At 68.3% G+C, this 21,431-nt stretch carries 19 protein-coding genes and 1 pseudogene; 9 read left to right on the top strand and 11 right to left on the bottom strand.

Annotation, left to right across the window (positions count from 1 at the left end):
* Positions 1-5 precede the first annotated feature (5 nt).
* The 6 genes from BS69_RS0104480 to dusB form a co-directional block, all read right to left on the bottom strand.
* Positions 6-482, bottom strand: coding sequence for a hypothetical protein (locus BS69_RS0104480; protein ID WP_029940781.1), 477 nt, complete (start codon positions 480-482; stop codon positions 6-8).
* Positions 483-751: 269 nt separating this feature from the next.
* Complete coding sequence (hflX, locus tag BS69_RS0104475; RefSeq protein ID WP_029940780.1) at positions 752-2,056, bottom strand: GTPase HflX; 1,305 nt, start codon at positions 2,054-2,056, stop codon at positions 752-754.
* Positions 2,053-2,547 (bottom strand): RNA chaperone Hfq, encoded by a 495-nt coding sequence (hfq, locus tag BS69_RS0104470; RefSeq protein ID WP_029940779.1) that lies wholly within the window; start codon positions 2,545-2,547, stop codon positions 2,053-2,055. Before hfq ends, hflX begins: the two co-directional genes overlap by 4 nt.
* Before the next feature lie 46 nt (positions 2,548-2,593).
* Positions 2,594-3,994 (bottom strand): nitrogen assimilation response regulator NtrX, encoded by a 1,401-nt coding sequence (gene ntrX, locus BS69_RS0104465; RefSeq protein WP_029940778.1) that lies wholly within the window; start codon positions 3,992-3,994, stop codon positions 2,594-2,596.
* A gap of 1 nt (position 3,995) precedes the next feature.
* The gene (locus BS69_RS0104460) at positions 3,996-6,245 is read right to left on the bottom strand and encodes a sensor histidine kinase (RefSeq protein ID WP_156956893.1); all 2,250 of its coding nucleotides are present in this window, start codon (positions 6,243-6,245) and stop codon (positions 3,996-3,998) included.
* Between the two features lie 105 nt (positions 6,246-6,350).
* Entirely contained in the window at positions 6,351-7,346 is a 996-nt protein-coding gene (gene dusB, locus BS69_RS0104455) for a tRNA dihydrouridine synthase DusB (protein ID WP_029940776.1), read from the bottom strand.
* A gap of 50 nt (positions 7,347-7,396) precedes the next feature.
* Between dusB and BS69_RS0104450 the strand changes: the two genes are divergently transcribed.
* Positions 7,397-8,536: a bifunctional 2-C-methyl-D-erythritol 4-phosphate cytidylyltransferase/2-C-methyl-D-erythritol 2,4-cyclodiphosphate synthase gene (locus BS69_RS0104450; protein WP_029940775.1), complete on the top strand. Its 1,140-nt coding sequence runs from the start codon at positions 7,397-7,399 to the stop codon at positions 8,534-8,536.
* 11 nt (positions 8,537-8,547) lie between these two features.
* A complete protein-coding gene (locus BS69_RS0104445) occupies positions 8,548-9,060 on the top strand; it encodes a CinA family protein (RefSeq protein WP_029940774.1) in 513 nt (170 codons plus the stop codon).
* Between the two features lie 41 nt (positions 9,061-9,101).
* On the opposite strand, the gene BS69_RS0104440 is transcribed toward BS69_RS0104445, so the two are convergent.
* The 3 genes from BS69_RS0104440 to BS69_RS13140 all read right to left on the bottom strand — a co-directional run bounded on the left by BS69_RS0104440 (position 9,102) and on the right by BS69_RS13140 (position 11,010).
* Positions 9,102-9,569, bottom strand: a complete 468-nt coding sequence (locus BS69_RS0104440) for a type II toxin-antitoxin system RatA family toxin (protein WP_029940773.1) — start codon at positions 9,567-9,569, stop codon at positions 9,102-9,104.
* 7 nt (positions 9,570-9,576) lie between these two features.
* Positions 9,577-10,494 carry a lipoyl synthase gene (lipA, locus tag BS69_RS0104435; protein WP_029940772.1) on the bottom strand — a complete coding sequence of 306 codons (918 nt, stop codon included), beginning with the start codon at positions 10,492-10,494 and terminating at the stop codon, positions 9,577-9,579.
* Positions 10,495-10,665: 171 nt separating this feature from the next.
* Positions 10,666-11,010, bottom strand: a complete 345-nt coding sequence (locus BS69_RS13140) for a hypothetical protein (protein ID WP_037504372.1) — start codon at positions 11,008-11,010, stop codon at positions 10,666-10,668.
* A 152-nt stretch (positions 11,011-11,162) separates the two neighbouring features.
* On the opposite strand from BS69_RS13140, the gene BS69_RS0104425 reads away from it, so the two are divergent.
* From BS69_RS0104425 to BS69_RS0104395, 7 genes and pseudogenes are all read left to right on the top strand, one after another.
* On the top strand, positions 11,163-11,795 hold the full coding sequence (locus BS69_RS0104425) for a carbonic anhydrase (protein ID WP_029940770.1): 633 nt from the start codon (positions 11,163-11,165) through the stop codon (positions 11,793-11,795).
* Positions 11,795-12,496 carry an NYN domain-containing protein gene (locus BS69_RS0104420; RefSeq protein ID WP_029940769.1) on the top strand — a complete coding sequence of 234 codons (702 nt, stop codon included), beginning with the start codon at positions 11,795-11,797 and terminating at the stop codon, positions 12,494-12,496. The genes BS69_RS0104425 and BS69_RS0104420 overlap by 1 nt, the downstream gene beginning before the upstream one ends.
* Positions 12,497-12,565: 69 nt before the next feature.
* Positions 12,566-13,087 (top strand): pyridoxamine 5'-phosphate oxidase family protein, encoded by a 522-nt coding sequence (locus tag BS69_RS0104415; protein WP_029940768.1) that lies wholly within the window; start codon positions 12,566-12,568, stop codon positions 13,085-13,087.
* 138 nt (positions 13,088-13,225) lie between these two features.
* Complete coding sequence (locus BS69_RS0104410; RefSeq protein ID WP_029940767.1) at positions 13,226-13,432, top strand: hypothetical protein; 207 nt, start codon at positions 13,226-13,228, stop codon at positions 13,430-13,432.
* A 50-nt stretch (positions 13,433-13,482) separates the two neighbouring features.
* Positions 13,483-15,048 (top strand): hypothetical protein, encoded by a 1,566-nt coding sequence (locus tag BS69_RS0104405; protein ID WP_051676537.1) that lies wholly within the window; start codon positions 13,483-13,485, stop codon positions 15,046-15,048.
* An 11-nt stretch (positions 15,049-15,059) separates the two neighbouring features.
* Positions 15,060-15,770 (top strand): annotated as a pseudogene (gene mtgA / locus BS69_RS0104400) (monofunctional biosynthetic peptidoglycan transglycosylase); the annotation flags it as partial.
* 311 nt (positions 15,771-16,081) lie between these two features.
* A complete protein-coding gene (locus BS69_RS0104395; protein ID WP_029940764.1) occupies positions 16,082-16,723 on the top strand; it encodes a hemerythrin domain-containing protein in 642 nt (213 codons plus the stop codon).
* Positions 16,724-16,827: 104 nt separating this feature from the next.
* Here BS69_RS0104395 and dnaE read toward each other — a convergent pair whose 3' ends face one another.
* Positions 16,828-20,283 carry a DNA polymerase III subunit alpha gene (gene dnaE / locus BS69_RS0104390; RefSeq protein WP_029940763.1) on the bottom strand — a complete coding sequence of 1,152 codons (3,456 nt, stop codon included), beginning with the start codon at positions 20,281-20,283 and terminating at the stop codon, positions 16,828-16,830.
* A 69-nt stretch (positions 20,284-20,352) separates the two neighbouring features.
* Positions 20,353-21,282, bottom strand: coding sequence for a lysozyme inhibitor LprI family protein (locus BS69_RS13565; protein ID WP_156956891.1), 930 nt, complete (start codon positions 21,280-21,282; stop codon positions 20,353-20,355).
* Between the last annotated feature and the right edge of the window lie 149 nt (positions 21,283-21,431).

Below are 21,431 nucleotides of genomic sequence, written 5' to 3'. Positions count from 1 at the left end.
TTGGCTCACGCCTGAGCTTTCACCTTGGAAGTGACAAGGCGCATCCATTTCTCGACCTCAGCATCGTTGTCAGAAAGCAAGTTCAGCGGCACCTGCATCACTCCTCCCGACCTACGGGTTAGTCGAATGATCTCCATAGAACGCTTGCCTTGCACAGGGCCCGCTTGTGGAGCGACACTCAATCGATTGACGGACACAAGATCTTCAAATCGCACTCGCTTCCTCCAGAGCGGCGAATTGAAGACTACCTCTTCCCCAGTGGCAATCACGGCGGCGGCCTTCGTACGCTTAAGCCACGACAGTCGAAGGCATCCCCAGAGGAACAAGGCGGACAAGACGGCCAACCCTGTGCCAAACACTCTCGCCTGAAGATCACCTTTTCCAAAGAAGAGAATAATGCCGACGAGAGCTGTTAACGCCGCTGCGATCACGAAGATTTTCATGATGCTGGTGATGGTTGTTTCGGAGAAGCTGAGATGCATTGTGCAAACGCCTGACGCTTAGACTTCGTTTGGCATACGTCGCTGGCGTCAGCGAACCGTTAAAGCGCCTTGAGGGGCCGCAATGGGCCGATCTCAGACGCTCGACTGGAATGTCGTAAATCGGTCGAAAGCGGACGTTCGCCCCTTCCCTTGCCTAGTAGGATTTCATCTGCTGAAATGAACCTCAACGGTTCGTTTCGCTCTTTGACAATTTACAGAAGCTCGCCGGATGCGACTCGGCCACCCTGGGACCTTTGTGACCTTTGCGCTCAAAGTCCCTGGTAGCGCTGCCAATTCTCCGGGCTGAGCCGCACCGCGACGAACATTTCGTCGCCCTCGCTGCGGCTTTCGAGCACTTCGCCGCGGCTGTGGAGCCAGGCGAGGCGCTGGCCGTCGCTGGACTTCAGCCGCAAGTGATGCACCGCCGCGCCCTCGCGCAGCAGCTGGCCGACGCGGGTGAGGAGCCGATCGGTCCCCTCCCCGCTCAGCGCTGACACCGTGATCACGTCCTCGCGCCGGTCGGCCTCGTTCTCGACCGCCTCGCGGTCGGCGCCTTCGAGGAGATCGACCTTGTTCCACACCTCGAGCCGGGCCGGCCCGTCCTCGCCAGCGACGATCCCGAGGTCGCCCAGCACCTGTTCGACATCGGCCTTCTGCGCATCGCTGTCGGGATGGTGGATGTCGCGGACGTGGAGGATCAGGTCCGCGCTCGCCACTTCCTCGAGCGTCGCACGGAAGGCGGCGACGAGCTCGGTCGGCAGGTTCGAGACGAAGCCCACCGTGTCCGACAGGATCGCCTTGTCGAAGCCGGGCACGCTGATCTCGCGCATGGTCGGGTCGAGCGTCGCGAACAACAAATCCTCGGCAAAGACCTTGGCGCGGGTCAGCCGGTTGAACAGGGTGGATTTGCCGGCATTGGTATAGCCGACCAGCGCGATCACCGGCCACGGCGCGCGCTTCCTCCGGTCGCGGTGAAGCGCCCGCGTGCGCTTCACCTGGTCGAGCTCGCGGCGGATCTTGGCCATGCGGTCGCGGATCAGCCGGCGGTCGGCCTCGATTTGCGTTTCGCCCGGACCGCCGAGGAAGCCGAAGCCGCCGCGCTGCCGCTCGAGGTGGGTCCAGCTGCGGACCAGCCGCCCGGCCTGATAGTCGAGGTGGGCGAGCTCGACCTGAAGCCGCCCTTCGGCGGTGGCGGCGCGCTCGCCGAAGATCTCGAGGATGAGGCCAGTGCGGTCGATGACCTTGACCTTGGTCCCGTCCTCGAGGTTCTTCTGCTGGACCGGGGTGAGCGCCGCGTCGACCACCAGCACCTTGGCCTCGCGCTCGGCGGCGCGCTCGGCGATCTCCTCGACTTGTCCCTTGCCGAACAGGGTCGCGGGGCGAGGTTGGCGGATGCGGAAGGCCAGCCGGTCGGCGACGTCGAGCCCGATCGCCTCGGCCAGGCCCTGCGCCTCGTCGAGCCGCGCCTCGGTGGTCCGCGCGTTGCTCTCCTGCGCGCGGTCGGGAAGCACGACCAGCGCCGCTTCCCCGCGCCGCAGGCCATCGCCACCCGCCCGGTCGAAGCCGGTGCTCATTCCCCGTCCTCGCTGTCGGTCACGCCGCCGAGCTGGAGCTGGCTCCCCGGCTGCATGGTCGAGACCGCATGCTTGTAGACGAGCTGGACCTCGGCTCCGCGGCCGAGCAGCATCGAGAAGCGGTTGAACGCCACCACCTCGCCTTGGAGCATCACGCCGTTGACGAGGAACACCGTCATCGGCTCGCGCTGGCGGATCGCGGCGGCGAGGAACAGGTCCTGAAGCGTCGCCCTTCCCTCCTCCACCCCGGTCCCGCGGAAGCTGGCGAGGTCGATGTCGGTCGGCGCGCGGGCCGGCATGATGGTCGACATCGCATGCTTGTAGATGAGCTGGTTGACCCCGTCGCGGCGGAGCAGCAGCGAGAAGGCATCGAACCAGGTGATGACGCCGGTCAGCTTCACCCCCTTGACCAAAAAGATGGTCACGGGAGTGCGCGAACGGCGCAGGCTGTTCAGGAAATGATCCTGCAAACTCAGGGTCTTGGACGGCATTTTCTGCGTTCTTCTGTTATCGGTTACAGGCCCCGGGGCCGGGACGTCAGGAGGAGGAACGATCCTCCTCGTCATTCTGTCCCTTGTCGCCGAGCCCGAGCGCCTTCAATTTCCGGTGCAGCGCCGAGCGCTCCATCCCGATGAAGCTCGCAGTGCGGCTGATGTTGCCCGAGAAACGGCGGATCTGGACCCGGAGATATTCGCGCTCGAAGCTCTCGCGGGCCTCGCGCAGCGGCGAGCCCATGATCGACAGGGTCGAGCTCGACAGCCCGCCCGACCCGCCGGTGTCGAGCACCTCGGCCGGCAGCAGGTCGACCTCGATCCGCTCGAGCCGCTCGCTCGGCGCCATGATCACCGTCCGCTCGATGATGTTGCGCAGCTGGCGGACGTTGCCCGGCCAGTCATGCGCCTGGAGCGCGGCCAGCGCCTCGTCGGACAGCGTGGGCGGCGGCATCCGCCGCTCGGCGGCGAAGCGGGCGAGATAGTGGTTGGCGAGCTCGGGAATGTCCTCGCGCCGTTCGCGCAAGGGCGGGATCCGCACCGGCACCACGTTGAGTCGATAATAGAGGTCCTCGCGGAAGCGGCCCGCGGTGATCTCGTCGGACAGGTTCTTGGAGGTCGCCGACAGCACCCGCACGTCGACCTTGACCGGGCGCTGCCCGCCCGAACGAGTGAAGCTCTGGTCGGTCAGCACACGCAGGATCTTGCCCTGCGTGGTCAGCGGCATGTCGGCGATCTCGTCGAGGAACAAAGTTCCGCCATGGGCCTGCTCGAGAAAGCCCGGGCGCGCGACCCCATCGGTCTCGGAGCCGAACAATTCCTCCTCGACCCGTCCCGGGTCCATCCGCGCCGCGGCGACGGTGACGAACGGCCCCCCGGCGCGCGTGCTCCAATTGTGGATGGTGCGCGCGGCAATCTCCTTGCCGACCCCGGCGGGCCCGGTGATGAGCACACGGCTGCCGGTCGGCGCCACCCGCTTCAGGGTCGCGCGGACGGTGTTGATCGCGACCGACGAGCCGTTCAATTGGTCCTCGGTCCCGATCCTGAGCTTGAGGTCGGCATTCTCGCGCCGCAGCCGGTCGGTCTCGGTCGCGCGGCCGACGAGGTGGAGCAGCCGGCTCGCCTCGAACGGCTTCTCGATGAAGTCGATCGCGCCCTCGCGGATCGCGGCGACCGCGGTGTCGAGATTGCCGTGCCCGCTGATCATCAGGATCGGCAGGGTGGGATCGCGCCGCTTGATCTCCTCGAGCAGCTGCAACCCGTCCATCCGCGAGCCCTGCAGCCAGACGTCGAGCAGCACGAGGCTCGGGCGGCGGCTTTCGATCGCGTCGAGGGCCTCGGTCGAGTTGGCGGCCGACCTGACCGCATAGCCCTCGTCCTCGAGGACGCCGGCCACGAGGTCGCGAATATCGGCCTCGTCGTCGACCACCAGCACTTCCAGAGCCATCTTACGCAGTCTCCTCATCAGGCGTGTTTTCGGCGGCCTCGGCCAGCACCGCGAGCTTGGCGAGGTCGAAGGCGATCCGGACGTGGGTGCCCCCGCCCGCGCGGTCGAGGAAGGCGATCTCGCCGCCATGCTCCTCGACGATCTTCTTGACGATCGCCAGCCCCAGCCCGGTGCCGCGCACCCGCGTGGTCATATAAGGCTCGGTGAGGCGTTCGCGTTCCTCGGGCAGGCCGACGCCGGTGTCGGTGACGTCGATCACCAGCTGCTGCTCGGTCTTGCGCAGGCACAGGTTGATGCGGTCGCCGGCGAAATTATGCTCGCCGCGATTCTTTCGGCTTTCAATGGCTTCGACGCCATTCTTGACAACGTTCGTCAGCGCCTGGGCGAGCTGGCGGCGGTCGCAGACCATGCGGATATCGCCTTGCGCCGGATCGAGCGTGAAGGTGACGCCGGGATGCGCGACCTCGTGCAGGAACAGCGCGGTGCGCGCGATCTCGTGGACATTCTCCTCGCGGAACACCGGCTTGGGCATCCGCGCGAAATTGCTGAATTCGTCGACCATGCGGCGCAGGTCGCCGACCTGGCGGACGATGGTCTCGGTCAGCCGCCCGAAGGTCTCGGGATCGCTCTCGATCTCCTTGCCGTAGCGGCGCTGGAGCCGTTCGGCGGCGAGCTGGATGGGGGTCAGCGGGTTCTTGATCTCGTGCGCGATGCGCCGCGCGATGTCGGACCAGGCGGCGCGGCGCTGGTCGGCGAGCTGCTCGGTGATGTCGTCGAAGGTCAGCACCCAGCCGTCGGCATAGCGGACGCGCTTGACCGCCAGCGTGCGCTGCCCGCCCTCGGCGCGGACGAGGACGTCGGCCTCGCGCTGGTCGCCACAGAGGAATTCCTCGAGCTCGTGGCTGACCTCGTGCAGCCCCTGCCCCTCGATCCCCTCGCAGCCATGCTGGAGCAGCGCCTCGGCCGAGCGGTTGGTGAGGAGGATCCGGCGGTCGTTGTCCAATGCGATCACGCCCGCCGTCACCGACCCCAGCACTGCCTCGATGAAGGCACGGCGGGTATCGAGCTGGGTGTTCGCCGCCTTGAGCGCCCCGGTCTGCTCCTCGAGCCTGCCGGTCATCCGGTTGAACGCCGCGGCGAGGACCCCGATCTCGTCTTCCTTGTCACCAACATCGACCCGCGCCGAAAAGTCGCCGCCCTCGACCCGGCCCGCGGCAGTAACGAGGCCACCCAACGGGCGGACCAGGCGATCGGCCAGCCGCAAGGCGACGAAGATCGCCAGGCCGACGATGACCAGCGCACCCAGCAACAGGGCCGCGTTGAACTGCAGCTGATAGATGCGAGCCCGCTCCTGCAGCGTCTGATAGTCCTTCATGACCGAGTCCGCCCGGTCGAGCTGCTGGCGGAGCGCGGGCTCGAACACCCGCGCCGAATAGAGGTAGAGGTTGCCCGGCCCCTCGAGCTTGGTCAGCGCGCCCACCCGGTCGGGGCTGCTGACCTCGACCCATTCGCGGCCCTGGTTGAGCTCGTCGAGCTTGGCCTTGGTGATCTGCTTTTCGAGCGGCCGGTCATAGGGGTTGACCAGCACTTGGGTACGGATGACGCCATCGGGACCGGCGGTGAAGATGATCGCTTCGCTGAGGTTGCGCGGCAGGACCTGGAAGCGCGCCATCGCCTCGGCGAAGCGCACGTCGTCGAGCGGGAAGCGGGGCAGGAACTCGCGGGTGAGGTCGCCGGCCATGGTCGTGGTCTCGAGACCGACCCTGTCGACCTCCTGCTGATAGGTGGCACGCGCGATCTGGACGCTGTTCTCCAGCATGCCCCGCGCCTTGTTCGAGAACCAGAATTCGAGCCCCGACTGCAGGAGGAACGAGGCGAAGATCGCGACCAGCACGGTCGGGACGGCGGCAATGATCGAGAACAGCGCCACCAGCCGGGTGTGGAGAAGCCCGGTGCCGAGCCCGCCCTGTTCGGCACGGCGAATGGCGAGGCGCCGGGTCAGCAGCACCATCAGCAGGATGGAAGGAATGAGGATTCCGACGAGCAGCAGGGCGATGACCGGCGGCGCGGTCATCTGGGTCGGATCACCCCGCGTCAGCGTGCCGTATCCGACCAGCAGCATGACCAGCAGCGCTCCGCCGGCGACGAGCTCCATCACGCGATAGAAGCGGCCATTGGCGCGCTCCGTCGCAAGCCAGCGGGTCAGGCTGGGCGGCTGATCGAGACTGGAAGCGGCCGAGCGGGCATCCATTGCAGGACGGGCCCTAGCATGGATTGTGGCCGAAAGAACACAGTTTGTGACGGGTGGCGTTAACTTATTTTCCCTCTCCCGCTGGCGAAAGAGGGAGGGAGGAGATCAGGCCGCCGCGCGGCTCAGCCAGGGCGCGTAAAAGTCGCGGAGCATCTGGACCACTACCCTGGGATCGTCCTGCGTGTTCACCTTCTGGCGGAACTCGGCCGAGCCGTGGAGGCCCTTGGTGTACCAGCCGATGTGCTTCCTCGCGAGATTGACCCCGGTCTGCGTGCCGTAGAGCGACTGCATGGCCTCATATTGCTCGAGGATCATCGCCAGCTGCTCGTCCATGCTGGGATCGGGCTTCTCGCCCCCGGCAAGGTCGGCCATCACCTGGCCGAGCAGCCACGGCCGGCCATAGGCGCCGCGGCCGATCATCACCCCGTCGGCGCCCGACTGGCGGAGCGCCTCGCGGGCGTCCTCGCGGCTGTTGATGTCGCCGTTGACGATGACCGGCAGGCTGGTCGCTTCCTTGACCGAGCGGACGAACGCCCAGTCGGCTTGCCCCTTGTACATCTGGTTGCGGGTGCGGCCGTGGACCGTGATCATCCGCGCGCCGAGGTCCTCGGCGATGCGGGCGAGCTCGGGAGCGTTCAGGCTGTCGTGGCACCAGCCCATCCGCATCTTCACCGTCACCGGCACCGACACGGCCTTGACCGTCGCCTCGATGATCGAGGCGGCAAGCGGCAGGTCGCGCATCAGCGCGCTTCCCGCGTCGCCATTGACGACCTTCTTCACCGGGCAGCCCATGTTGATGTCGATGATCGCCGCGCCGCGCTGCTCGTTGAGGCGCGCGGCGTCGGCCATTTCCTTTGGGCTGCAGCCGGCAAGCTGGAGCGACACCGGCTCCTCGCTCGGGTCCCACAGCGCCTTCTGCAGGCTCTGCCGGGTCTCGCGGATCGCGGCCTGCGAAGCGATCATCTCGCTGACGGTCAGGCCCGCGCCGTGGCGCTTGACCAGCTTGCGGAAAGGCAGGTCGGTGACGCCCGTCATTGGCGCGAGGATGACCGGCGCATCGATCCGGACCGGGCCGATCGTGATAGGCTTGAAACTGTCCATGGGAGCGCGCGCCTTTACAGGAGCGGCCGCTTACGGGCAAGGCGCGCGGCATGGAGCCCGTCACCGCCCTCATCGTCGCCGCCGGCTCGGGCACCCGCATGGGAAGCGAGACCCCCAAGCAATATCGCCCGCTCCTCGGCAAGGCGCTGCTGGCCCATGCGGTCGAGGCGCTGATCGGCCACCCGCGGATCACCGCCGTCCGGGTCGTGATCGGCGCGGGCCAGGAAGCGCACGCGCGCTCGGCGCTGGCCGGGTTCGACGTCGGCGACTTCATCATCGGCGGCAAGGAACGCGCCGACAGCGTCCGCGCCGGGCTGGAAGCGATTGCCGACGGGATCGTGCTGGTCCACGACGCCGCCCGCCCGTTCTGCCCGCCGGCGGTGATCGATCGGCTGCTCGACGCTTTGGCCAGCGCCGATGGCGCGGTGCCGGTGCTGCCGATGGCCGACACGGTCGCCAAGGGCGACAGCGAGCTGCGCGGCACGGTCAACCGGGTCCAGCTGCTCCGCGTCCAGACCCCGCAGGCCTTTCACAAGACCGACCTTCTTTATGCCTATGAGGAGGCCGCGACGGCCACGCCGACCGACGAATCGACCGTCATGCAGCAGGCGGGCCTCAAGGTCGCAACGGTGCCTGGCGATGAGAGCCTGCATAAGCTCACCACGGCAAATGACTGGGAACGCGCGGAAATGATGCTTGGCTCGCAGATGATCAGCCGCTCGGGCACGGGCTTCGACGTCCATGCCTTCGAAGGGCCGGGCCCGCTCGTCATGGGCGGGATCACCATCGATCATCCCCAGGGCCTTGCCGGGCACAGCGACGCCGACGTCGTCCTCCACGCCATCACCGACGCGCTTCTCGGTGCGGCCGCGCTGGGCGATATCGGCCAGCATTTCCCGCCGTCGGACCCGCAATGGAAGGGCGCCGCGAGCGACCGCTTCCTGGTCCACGCCGCCGACCTCATCCGTGAGCGTGGCGGGATCATCGACCATGTCGACTGCACGGTCATCTGCGAGGCGCCCAAGGTCGGCCCGCACCGCGCCGCGATCCAGGCGCGGGTGGCCGAGATCCTCGGCCTCAAGGCAACCCAAGTCAGCATCAAGGCGACCACCACCGAAAGCCTCGGTTTCACCGGGCGCCGCGAAGGCATAGCGGCGCAGGCGATCGCCACCATTCGCCTCCCCGCCTGAAGGATCCGCCGATGGACTCGCTGCTGCATCCCGAACTGGTGGCCAAGGCCCGCGAGGTGATCGAGAAGAACAAGGCGCTCGGCCGCCGGATCGCGGTCGCCGAAAGCTGCACCGGCGGCCTCGTCAGCGCCGCCTTGACCGAGATCGCGGGGTCGTCCGCCGTGTTCGACGCGGGCTATGTCACCTACGCCAATGACGCCAAGACGTCGGCGCTGGCGGTCTCGCCCGACGTGCTCCACACCTTCGGCGCGGTCAGCGTGGCGACCGCCTGGGCGATGGCCAAGGGCGCGCTCGAGAAATCGGGCGCCGACGTCGCGGTGGCGATCACCGGAATTGCCGGTCCCGAAGGCGGAAGCCCGGCCAAGCCCGTCGGCACGGTCATCTTCGCCCGCGCCGAGAAGGGGCAGGACCCCGACGACATCATCGCCGACCAGAAGTTGTTCGATGCGACCGGCGGGCGGGTCGGGGTGCGGCTGCAGGCGGCGCTCTGCGCGCTGGACCTGCTGATACCTGCCGACCAATGACGTCGTCCCCGCAGAGGCGGGGACCTCAAGCAGTCAGGCGCTCAACTGCCCTTGGTCTGCGCCTGCGCGGGGACGGCGTTGGTGCCATAGAGCGCGGCGGCGCGCTGCTCGAAGGCTGACGTCATCTTGCGCAGCGCGCGGTCGAACACCTGCCCCGCGACCGCCTCGAACAGCCGGTTCCGGAAGGCGAAATCCACCGCGAAGTGGAGGTTGGTCCCCTCCCCCGCCGGCTCGAACCGCCATTCGTTGTGGAGGAATTTCAACGGCCCCTCGACATAGTCGACGGTGATCGCCTTCGGCCGGTCCTTGACGACCTTGCTGGTGAAACGCTCGCGGAACGCGCCGAAGCCGACGATCAGGTCGGCCACCATTTCGGTCTCGCTACTCGAGCGGATCCGGACCGCCGTGACCCACGGCAGGAACTCGTCATAGCGCGCGACGTCGGCGACCAGCTCGTACAGCTGCTCGGGGGTGTAGGGCAGGTAACGCTGTTCGCTGTGGCGGGGCATCTTTCCCCTAGCGCGCGAGCTTCGCCGCCCGGGCGGCCTGCATCTTCTTGAAGTCGTCGCCCGCATGATAGCTCGAGCGCGTCAGCGGCGAGGCGGCGACCAGCAGGAAACCCTTGGCGCGGGCAATGGCGGCATAGCCCTGGAAGGCCTGCGGGGTGACGAACTCCTCCACCGCCGCATGGCGCGGGGTCGGCTGGAGATATTGCCCCATGGTCAGGAAATCGATGTCGGCCGAGCGCATGTCATCCATCACCTGGTGGACCTCGAGCCGTTGCTCGCCGAGACCGACCATCACGCCCGACTTGGTGAAGATGTGTGGCGCGCGGCGCTTGACGCTCTCCAGGAGGCGCAGCGAGGCATAATAACGCGCGCCCGGCCGGATGGTCGGATAGAGCCTCGGCACGGTCTCGAGATTGTGGTTGTAGACGTCGGGCCCGGCGTCGACGATCCGCACCACCGCATCCTCGCTCTTGTTGCGGAAGTCGGGGGTGAGGATCTCGATCGTGGTCTTGGGCGTCTCGCGGCGGAGCGCCTCGATCACCTTGACGAACTGGCTCGCGCCGCCGTCGGGCAGGTCGTCGCGGTCGACGCTGGTGATGACGATATGCTCGAGCCCGAGCTGCGCGGCGGCGATGGCGGTATTCTGCGGCTCGAACGGATCGACCGCGCGCGGCATGCCGGTCTTGACGTTGCAGAAGGCGCAGGCCCGGGTGCAGGTGTCGCCGAGGATCATCACCGTGGCGTGCTTCTTGGTCCAGCACTCCCCAATGTTGGGGCAGGCCGCTTCCTCGCAGACGGTGGCGAGGTTGAGCGAGCGCATCAGCTTGCGGGTCTGCGCATAGCCCTCGCTGGTCGGGGCCTTGACCCGGATCCAGTCCGGCTTGCGGGCGCGAGGAGGCGTGGGCAGCGGGGTCGGCGCGTTCATGCGCGCCAGATAGCGATGCGGGCGGGCTTTCGCTACCCCGCCGCTCCTGCTCCGGGGCAGGCCCTGGCCACCAACGACGGAGGGGTCCCCGCCGTCAGGCGGGAACCCCTCGCATCGACCGCTCCTGCGGTCGCCATCCCCCCGCGATGGAGAGGATGGCCTTATCGCCGACTAGCAGCGGGTGTTGTAGTCGTAGACCGGGTTGCCGTTGCTATCGACGTAATAGCAATAGCCGCGGGTATCGCGGTAATATTGCCGGCCCTTGATCACGGCGCCGAGCACCGCCCCGGCGATGCCGCCAGCAACCGCGCCCTCGACCGTCGAGACCCCCGGGACCACCGCGCCGATGACGCCGCCGGCGACCGCGCCGACCGCCGCACCGGTGGCCGCGCGGCCAGCCTGGCTCGAGCGCCCGCCGTTGTAATAGGGATCGTTATAGCCATAGGGATTGGTCGTCGCGCAGCCGGTCACCGACACGCCCGCGACGAGCATCGCCGCCATCATCGCCTTCTTCATGGTCCGTCCTCCAGAATGTCCGTAGACCTGGAACAGCGCCGAACCGCCCCATTCGTTCCATCGGCGGGCCGATTGCCAAGCGCGCGGGGCGGGTCTAGCCCCTCGCCGGGGTGGTGAAGTGAAGGGACTGACCCGTAGGATGATGCGTTTCCATGCCTGAGTTCAAAGCGCTGCTGCGCGGCTATCACCGGTTCCGCGCCCATGGCTATTCCGACCAGCGCCGCCGCTGGGACGCCCTTGCCGAGGGGCAGGAGCCGCCGGTGATGATCATCGGCTGCTGCGACAGCCGGGTCGATCCAGCGATCCTGTTCGACACCGTCCCGGGTCAGGCCTTCATCCTCAGGAACGTCGCCAATCTCGTGCCGCCGTTCGAGCAGGGTGGCGGACTTCACGGCGTCTCGGCCGCGCTCGAATTCGCGGTCACCAAGCTCAAGGTGAAGCATATCGTCGTCATGGGCCATGGCGCCTGCGGCGGGGTCAGCGCCGCGCTTGCCGGCCATGGCGAGCCCGACCGGATCTTCATCGACAAGTGGATCGGCCTGCTCGACGAGGCCCGCGACAAGGTGGTCGCCGAGGCTCCCGCCGATCCCCAGCACGCGCTCGAACTCGAGGGGGTCAAGGTCAGCCTCAGGAACCTGCGCACCTTCCCCTTCGTCGCCGAGCGCGAGGCGGCGGGCGAGCTCAAGATCCACGGCTGCTGGTTCGCCATCGCCGAGGGGTGCCTCTACGAACTCGACGAGGCCGCCGACGAGTTCCGCGCCGTGCCCGAGGAAGTGGACGCCTGATGGAGCGCGACCGCAACATCGCGCTCCTGATCGACGCCGACAATGCCTCGCCCGATCATCTCGACGAGGTGCTGCTGGTGCTGGGCGAACTCGGCACGATCAACATCCGCCGCGCTTATGGCAATTGGTCCAAGCCCGCGCTCAAGGGCTGGGGGCAGCTCACCAGCCAGCACTCGATCCAGCCGATCCAGCAGTTCGACGTGGTCAAGGGCAAGAGCGCGACCGACATGCGGATGGTGATTGACGCCATGGACCTGCTCTATCGTGGGCAGCTCGACGGGCTGGGGATCATGTCGAGCGACAGCGACTTCCTTCCGCTCGCGCAGCGGATCCGCGAGGCCGGGCTCAAGGTCTATGGCTTCGGCACCGCCAAGACCCCGATCAGCTTCCAGAACAGCTGCGACCGCTTCTTCGACGTCCAGGCGCTGGCCGAGAATGGCGAGCAGGCTGACGAGGTTCACGAGAGCCGTCCGGTCGAGGCCGAACTGCTCAACGTCCTCGGCGCCGCTTGGAAACAGAGCAAGCGCGACGAGGAAGGTTACGCCTCGCTCTCCGAGGTCGGCCAGCGGGCGAAGGCGGTGCTGAGCTTCTCGGTCCGCAACTATGGTGCGCGCAGCCTCTCCGAGCTGGTTCGCGCCATGCCCGAGTTCCAGGTCAAGGAGAGCGAGGGCGGCGGACTGCTGGTCCGGCGGGTCCGTTAGTCCAGCTCCGGGAACCCTCCCTTCCCTCTCCCGTTTCGGTTCGCGAACCAGGATTACGGGAGAATAGACGTGGCCGACGCCGAGCGCAGCGAAGAGCTGAAGGAATTGTTCTGGAAGGAACTCAAGGGCTCCCCCTTCGTGATGATCGGGCTGCAGGGCGTCGAAGACAGCCGCACCCGTCCGTGGACCGCGCAGGTCAACTGGCAGGACGAGGACGAGCTCAAGCACGGCGGCGACATCTATTTCTTCGGCGCGAAGTCCGAGGCGATCGTGAAGGGCCTGGCGGAGAACAACCGGGTGGTCTGCACCTATGCGTCCAAGGGCCACGGGCTGTTCGCCTCGATCCACGGAACGCTGTCGCTGGTCGAGGACCGTGCGCTGATCGAGAAGTTCTGGAACCCGATCATCGCCAGTTGGTACAAGGGCGGCAAGGACGATCCCGACCTCGCCCTTCTCCGGCTCGACACCAGCAAGGCCGAGATTTGGAAGGCCGAAGCCGGCTCGACCCTGGTCGCCGCGGCCCTGAAGCTGCTCGGTCGCGATCCGGGCAAGGACCACGAGCACAAGAACCAAGCCGAGGTCGCGCTCTAAGGCGTTGCCGATCCGTCACATGCCCGCGCCGGACCACCGGCGCGGGCGTTGATGTCGGGAACCCGACAGCCATCCACGGGTTGTTGGGCGACGGGCATGACGTGGACCATGCCCAGACCCATTTCGAAAGCTGTTGTTTTGGCTACCGATCTTACCCGCGAGGGCCGCGCCGGCCCCTCCCCGTCTTCGGACGGGCAAGCCGACGACCAGGACGCCCTTAGCGCCAAGGCAGCCCGCTGCCGCCGCCTCGCCGCCGGAATTTCCGACCGCCAGGCCGCCGACGTGCTGACCAGCATGGCGCGCACCTATCAGGCCGCCGCAGACCGGCTGGGCACGCAGGGCTAGCCAGCCCGGCCCCATTCGCTAAGTTCCCCCGCTCGAGGGGAGCAATCGACATGGGCGTGCGCGCGATCATCCTTGGCCTGCTGGTGACGGCGGCCGTGCCGGCAGTTGCGCAGGAGCATGCCGGTCACGCCGACATGGTCGCGCCCGCTACCCCGCAATTGCTCAGCGGATATGGCGGCGGCGGTCTCAAGATCGGCACGCAAGTCCCGCAGGCTCAAGCATTTTTCGACAACGGCCTCCAGCTTGCCGCAGCCTTCGCCCACGCCGCGGCGGTCGAAGCGATGAAGGAGGCGCGGCGGCTCGATCCTGCGTGCGCCATGTGCGCCTGGGGCGAGGCCTGGGCCGATGGTCCGACGATCAATTACAACAAGACCCCGCAAGAGATGAAGGCGCTGCTCAAGCTCGCCCGCGAGGCGCAGGCGATGGCGGCCAAAAGCGGCGACCCGCTCGAAAGGGCGCTGACCGACGCGCTGGTCGCCCGCTATACCAGGGGCGGCGGCTGGGGGCAGCCCGGGGACCTCGCCTTCGCCGAGGCGATGCAGAAGATCTCCGACGACCATCCCGACAACGACCAGCTGGCAAGCTTCGCCGCCGACGCCTGGCTCCAGTCCGGGGGCGAGGAAGAAGAGAAGATGAAGGCGGCGGCGCGGCGCAGCATGGCGGCGGCCGAACGCGCGCTCGCCCGCAATCCCGATTACACCCCCGCCATCCACTTCTACATCCACGCGAGCGAGATCGCGGGGGTCCCGGCCAAGGCCGAGACCTATGCCGACCGCCTCGGGGCGCTCGCTCCCAATGCCCAGCACCTCGTCCACATGCCGAGCCACACCTTCTACTGGGTCGGCCGCTACCGCGAGGCGGGGCTGGTCAATCGCCGCGCGGTCGAGATCGTCTATGCGCAGGCCAAGGCGATGGCGGTGCCGCCCCCCTCGGGCGTGTTCGGCGTGCCCTATCACATCCACAACGTCACCTTCGGCATCGGCGGCGCGCTGATGGCGGGCGATGCCGAGACCGCCTTGTGGCTCGCACGGCCGCTGGTCACGGCCTCGCTGACGGCCAACAAGGCCCTCGCCAATGCCCAGCGCGCGGCCGGCGGCGCCTATGTGGCGCTCGGTATCTTCGCCGACCCGCGCGAGATCCTCGCCGTGCCCGAACCCCAGCTGCCGATGCTCAAGGGCATGTGGCATTATGCGCGCGGCGAGGCCTTCGCGCGCCTCGGCCGGGCGATCGACGTCCGCAAGGAGCAGGCCGCCATCCCCGCCGCGCCCGAGGGCAAGCGCAAGAAGGACGACTGGGACTGGTATGGTCGCCAGACCCTGCGGATCGCGAGTGCCGTGCTCGATGGGCGCGCCGCCATGATCGAGGGCAAGCCCGCGCTCGCCGCCGCCGCGTTCGAGAAGGGTTCCTTGCTCCAGGAAGATGCCGACTACGGCTATTCGGGCGATCCGCCCGCCTGGTGGTCGCCGGTCCGCCGCTTCGAGGCCGAGGCGAAGCTTGCCGGCGGCGATCTTGCCGGGGCCAGGGACAGTGCCGACAAGGCGCTCAAGGGCCGCCCCAAGGATCCGGGCTCACTGGCGGTGCTCGCGGCGATTGAAAGCCGGCAGGCGGCCCGCTAGCCGATTTTCCCATGGCTCGCTCCCGCTCCCGCCGCGGCTCCACCCGCTCGCTTCCGGCCCGGCTCTTCCGCTTCCTGCTGCTGCTGGTGGTCGCCTTCCTGGCGGGCTCGGTGCTGTGGGTGCTCGCCTATCGCTTCATCAATCCGCCGATCACGGCGACCATGGCCGGCGACATCCTCGCCGGGCGCGGCGCCACCCGCCAGTGGATGAACCTCGAGACGATCGACCGCGACATGGTCCGCGCGGTGGTCGCCGCCGAGGATGCGAAGTTCTGCAGCCATTCGGGCTTCGACTGGGACGCGATCAGCGACGCCGCGCGGCGCAACGCCAGCGGCGGCCGCATCCGCGGCGGCTCGACCATCAGTCAGCAGACCGCCAAGAACGCCTTCCTGTGGCAGGGCGGCGGCTATGCCCGCAAGGGGCTCGAGGCCTGGTTCACCTTCCTCATCGAGCACCTCTGGGGCAAGCGCCGGATCATAGAGGTCTATCTCAATCTCGCCGAGACGGGGATCGGCACCTATGGCGTCAATGCCGGGGCCGAACGCTATTATGGCCATGACGCGAGCGCGCTGACCCGCACCGAGGCGGCCCGGCTGGCGGCGGTCCTGCCGCTGCCGAAGGGCCGTGCGGCGATCGCCCCCAAAGGCTTCACCCGCCGCTACGGCAACAGCATTGCCGCCCGCATCGCGATCGTCGCCCGCGACGGCCTCGACGCCTGCGTCTATCGCGGGACCAGCGCCCCCGCCGACAAGGCCCCGCCGCCGAGCCGCAAGCCCGAAAGCCTGCCCGGCGAGGACGTCGAGACCGCGACCCCGCCGCCCGCGCCGCCCCGGGAGGTAATCGACCAGCTTCCCGAGGCCGCCCCGCCGCCCGCCGAACCGGTCAGCGAGCCGCCCCCGCCCGAGGAACCGGCGCCGGAGCCCGCCGAGCCGGAAGGTAATGCGATCTAGCGCAAAGGTTCGTCGCAACAGGAACGGTCACCCCCGCCCGACCGTTTGCTTCCCGGGTTTTCGACGACCCAGGGAGAGTGACCATGGCCACGCGTAACGACAGCCGCACCCGCGACAGCAAGAAGACCGACAACCGCGAGGCGCGCCGCGAGCGCTCCGCTTTCTCCTTCGGCGGCAAGGATGGCGCCGCGCCCCTGCTCGGCGCGCTGGCGGCCGGCGCGGCGATCGGGATCGGCGCCAACTGGGCCCGCAAGTTCCTCCAGCAGACGTCGGAATCGATGATGGCCGGCAATGCCTGGGACGAGATCCTCAAGCTCGAGCACAAGGCGACGCTCGCCAAGTTCGACCTCCTGCTGGCGACCGCGGACGACGAGACCGGCAAGCGCACCGCGCTGGTCAAGGCGCTCCATTATGCGCTCAACAAGCATGCCCATCAGGAGGAGCAGGTGGTCTATCCCGCGCTTCGCCAGGCCAATGAGACGGTCGATGCCGACCATCTCGAGCATGAGCATGGCTATGTGAAGACCTTCCTCTATCGCCTTGAGAACATGGAAAAGGATTCGGCTGATTTCCTGCCGACCGTGCGCGAGTTCCGCGCACTCATCGAGGAACATGCGCGGATGGAGGAAGAGCAGGTCTTCCCGCGCTTCCGTGCCGCGATGAGCGAGGAGCAGAACGCCAGGATCACGTCGCTCATGAACAAGGAAGGCATGAAGATGAACTGAGCCCGCTAGGGCCGTCCATCACCGTCGTCCCTGCGTAGGCAGGAACCTCAGGCAATCGGCGCCAAGCCTCCTGAGGTCCCGGCCTTCGCCGGGACGACGCCTTTTTATCCTACCAGCCGCAACTGCTCCGCCGCCGCCAGGCTGACGCCCTCCTCACCGACGAAGCGCGCCAGCCGTGCCGCCAGCTCGGCGTCGAGCGCGAACCGGCCCGGAAGCAGCAGGGTTGCCTCGCGCCCGCCGCTGACCGGGACGACCAAGCGGACCATCCCGCTGCCGCTTGGCGCCTGGCCGAGTTCCTTCAGCACCGGTGCCACCGCGGCCTCGTCGGGGAGGCGGATGGTGAGCTCGACCCGGCTTCGCCGCGCCAGTTCCTCGAGCGGCTGGAAGCGCTTGATCGTCACCCGCGGCTGTTCCTCGCCCGGACGGCGGTCGAGCTCCACCGAGAGGAGCCCGCACTGCCCGTCCTTGGCCGCGGCCTCGACTGCGGCGGCGGCTTCGTCGTCGAACACGGTCGCGTCGAACTGGCCCCCGCTGTCGGAGAAGCGCGCCATGAGGAAGCGGCGGCCGCGCTGCGAGGTGCGCCAGCGGGCTTCCTCGACGAGGCCGGCCATGGTCGCGCCGCCGCGCCCGTCGGCGGGGATCGGCACCGCGCCCAGTTCGGCGCTGCTGCGGACGCGATGCGCGGCGAGGAGGTGGCGATGCTGGTCGACCGGATGGGCCGAGAAATAGAAACCGAAGGCCTCGCGCTCGTTCGCCATCCGCTCGGCCAGCGTCCATTGCGCGTCCCGGGGCAAGCGGATCGGCGCGACGTCGGCCGGTCCGTCGCCGGCCCCGCCGAACAGCCCGCCCTGCCCGCTGGTCCGCGCCGAATGGGCGCTGACCGCATGGGCGAGGATGGTCTCGGCCCCGGCATGGACCGCCGCGCGATCCTCGTTGAGCCCGTCGAGCGCGCCCGCCGCGGCGAGGCTCTCGAGCTGGCGGCGATTGAGGAGCCGCGGATCGACCCGGGCGGCGAAATCCTCGAGGCTGGTATAGGGGCCCTTGGTCTTCCGGTCGGCGACCAGCTCGGCCATCGCCTTCTCGCCGACGCCCTTCAAGGCCCCCAGCGCATAACGCACCGCAAGCCCGTCCCCATTGGCGGCGACGTCGAAATCGGCCTCGCTAACATTGATGTCGGGCGGCAGCAGGGTCAGCCCCATCCGGCGCAAGTCGTCGACGAACAGGCAGAGCTTGTCGGTCTGGTGGATATCGTAGCTCATCGAGGCGGCGAAGAACTCCGCCGGGTGATGCGCCTTCAGCCAGGCGGTATGATAGGCGACCAGCGCATAGGCCGCCGCGTGGCTCTTGTTGAAGCCGTAGCCCGCGAACTTGTCGATCAAGTCGAACAGTTCGTTGGCCTTGGCGGGCTTGATGTCATGGGCGGCGCAGCCCTCGACGAAGCGCTCGCGCTGGGCGTCCATCTCGGCCTTGATCTTCTTGCCCATCGCGCGGCGGAGGAGGTCCGCTTCGCCGAGGCTGTAGCCCGCGAGTACCTGCGCGGCCTGCATCACCTGTTCCTGGTAGACGAAGATCCCGTAGGTTTCCTTGAGCACCTCCTCGAGCAGGGGGTGAGGATATTCAATGGCTTGGCGCCCGTTCTTGCGATCACCGAAGAGCGGGATATTGTCCATCGGGCCGGGGCGGTAGAGCGAGACCAGCGCGATGATGTCGCCGAAGTTGGTCGGCCGGACCGCCGCCAGCGTCCGCCGCATGCCTTCGGATTCGAGCTGGAACACGCCCACCGTGTCGCCGCGCTGGAGGAGCTCGTAGACCGCCTCGTCGTCCCAGCCGAGCTTGGCGAAATCGACCGCGATCCCGCGCTTGGCGAGGAGCCGCTGGCCTTCCTTCAGCACCGACAGGGTCTTCAAACCGAGGAAGTCGAACTTCACGAGTCCCGCGCCCTCGACATATTTCATGTCGAACTGCGTGACCGGCATGTCCGAGCGCGGATCGCGGTGAAGCGGGACCAGCTCCTGCAACGGGCGATCGCCGATCACCACGCCCGCGGCGTGGGTCGAGCTGTGCCGCGGCAGGCCTTCGAGCTTCATCGCGAGGTCGAACAGGCGCTTCACCTGCGCGTCGCTCTTCACCTCGGCGGCAAGCTCGCTGACGCCGTTGAGCGACCGCTCGAGCGTCCACGGGTCGGTCGGGTGGTTAGGGACCAGCTTCGCCAGCCGGTCGACCTGGCCATAAGGCATCTGGAGGACGCGCCCGGTGTCCTTGAGCACCGCGCGGGCCTTCAATCGCCCGAAGGTGATGATCTGCGCCACCTTGTCCCGGCCATATTTGCCCTGGACGTAGCGGATCACCTTGTCGCGGTGGGTTTCGCAGAAGTCGATGTCGAAGTCGGGCATCGACACGCGCTCGGGGTTGAGGAAGCGCTCGAACAGCAGGCCGAGCGCGAGCGGATCGAGATCGGTGATGAGGAGCGCCCAGGCCACCGCCGAGCCCGCGCCCGAGCCGCGCCCCGGTCCCACCGGAATGTCGTTGGCCTTGGCCCACTGGATGAAGTCGGCGACGATCAGGAAGTAGCCCGCGAAGCCCATGCGGGTGATGACGTCGAGCTCGAAGTCGAGGCGCTCGCGATAGGCGGGCTTCTGCTCCTCCGGATAATCGGCGATCCGGCCCTCGAGCCCGGCATGCGCGGCCTTGCGCAGCGCCTCGTCCTCGTCCTCGCCCATGCGCGGCAGGATCGGGCGGCGCTTGGGGGCGGCGACGGCGCAGCGGCGGGCGACCACCAGCGTGTTGTCGAGCGCTTCGGGGAGGTCGGCGAAGAGCTCGGCCATGACCGTCTCGGGCTTCAGCCAGGCATCGACGCTCGAGCGCTTGCGATTGCCCTCGTCGACATAGCTCGACGAGGCGATGCAGAGCATGGCGTCGTGCGCGGCGTGGAAGTCGGGCGCGTCGTAGAGCGCGGGATTGGTCGCGACCAGCGGCAGGCCGCGATCATAGGCGAGGTCGAGCAGCGCGCCTTCGGCGGCTTCCTCGGCAGGGTCGCCGCGGCGGCTGATCTCGACGTAGAGGCGGTCGGGGAAGATGCGCTGGAATTCGAGGAGCGCGGCCTTCGCCTTGGCGGCCTGGCCGTCGGCGAGCAGGCGCACGACACTCCCCTCCCCGCCCGCGGTCAGCGCGATGAGTCCTTCCGACAGGGTTTCGAGGTCGGCCAGCGTGACATGCGGATCGAGATGATCCGGCCGCTCCATATGCGCCTTGCTGACGAGCTTGCAGAGATTGCCGTAGCCGCCCTCGTCCTTGGCCAGCAGCACCAGCCAGTCGATGGTCTCGGCCTTGCCGCCCCAGGCCTCGGGCCGGGCGAGGCCGAGGGTCGCCCCGATGATCGGCTGGACGCCCTCGCCCATGGCCGCCTCGCTGAACGCCATCGCCGCGTAGAGGCCGTTGCGATCGGTCAGCGCGACTGCCGGAAAGCCCAGCTTCTTCGCCAGCTTGGCCAGCGGCTTCGGCTCGATCGAGCCCTCGAGCATCGAGAAGGAGGAGAGGACGCGAAGCGGGACGAAAGCCATGGTTCGGGATAGCAAATGGGGGTGCGCCTAGGGAAGCGGAAGGGCGCGACTTATCCCCAACTGTGTCGTCTAATTCCCCCGCCACCGCCCATCGACGATGTCGCGGATCTCGCTGATCCGCCCGCGATAGGCATCGGCGATGCAGCGGTCGTTGTCGCAGCGGTCGCGGAAGGCGAGAAAGCGGTCGCGGGTGCGCTGGAGGAGCGCGCGCTGGGCGGGGTCGGCATCGCGCAACGCCTGGACGTAGAAGCTCGCCATCTGCCGGTCGAGCGCGGCGAGGCTGTCGCTCCCGCAAACCGCCACTTCGCCCGAGGTCCGCGCCCGGGCGCAGTTGAAGCTCGGCCGCGAGGCGCTGGTCACCGGGGCGGGTTCGGCCGGCACCGGCGGCGGCGGCGGCGCAGGATCGGCCTCGGGCGCCGGTTCGGACGGCGCGGCCTCGTCCGTCACCGGCGCGGCCGGGATCGGCACCGGTGCCGGCTGGCTCCCGCTCCGGGCCAGGGTCGCGAGCGGGACGGTGATCCCCTCGGCGCCGCGCAGGACCAGAACGTCGCCGCTTGAATCGGTCGCGGGCTGGAGGTCGTAGGTGACCGACGCCGTCAGCGTCCGCCGGCGGCCGACCACCGCCACGCCCGGCGGCAGGTCGAGCGCGAGGCTGGCGCCGCAGCTCACCCGCTCGAGCCCCTCATCCTTCTCGCGCAGCACTGGGCCCGACACCCGCAGCGCCGAATAGCCGGCGAGCTGGTCGAACATCGTCTGGTCCGACCCGCGCGTGGCGGAAGCCTGGCGGAAAAGCTCGCGCTTGATGAGGTCGGCGGTCGCCGGGGAAGCGCAGCGTGCGCCCGGGTCGGCCGCGGCGGCCTCGCTGGTCTCCTGGCCTTCGGCGTTGGCGCCCAGCTTGTCGTCGCCCGCGCCCGAGCGGCCGAGCGACAGGCCGAAGATGATGGCGCCCAGGAGCAGCAATCCGCCGAGCACGAGCAGGATCAGAGTCGAGCGCGGCATGCCTCCGCGCCCCACGGGTCGGGCCCGGTCGCGCGGTCCAGCGGCGAAGGGATCCTCCTCGTCCGGCCGGCTCCGTGGGTCGTCCCGGCGGAGGCGCGGGCCCTCGTCGCGGTCGCGCGCGTCATAACGCGGGTTGAAACCGCCCGGCG

The sequence above is a fragment of the Sphingomonas astaxanthinifaciens DSM 22298 genome (assembly GCF_000711715.1).
GTDB classification, from domain to species: domain Bacteria; phylum Pseudomonadota; class Alphaproteobacteria; order Sphingomonadales; family Sphingomonadaceae; genus Sphingomicrobium; species Sphingomicrobium astaxanthinifaciens_A.
This window is presented reverse-complemented; position numbering and strand designations above follow the sequence as displayed.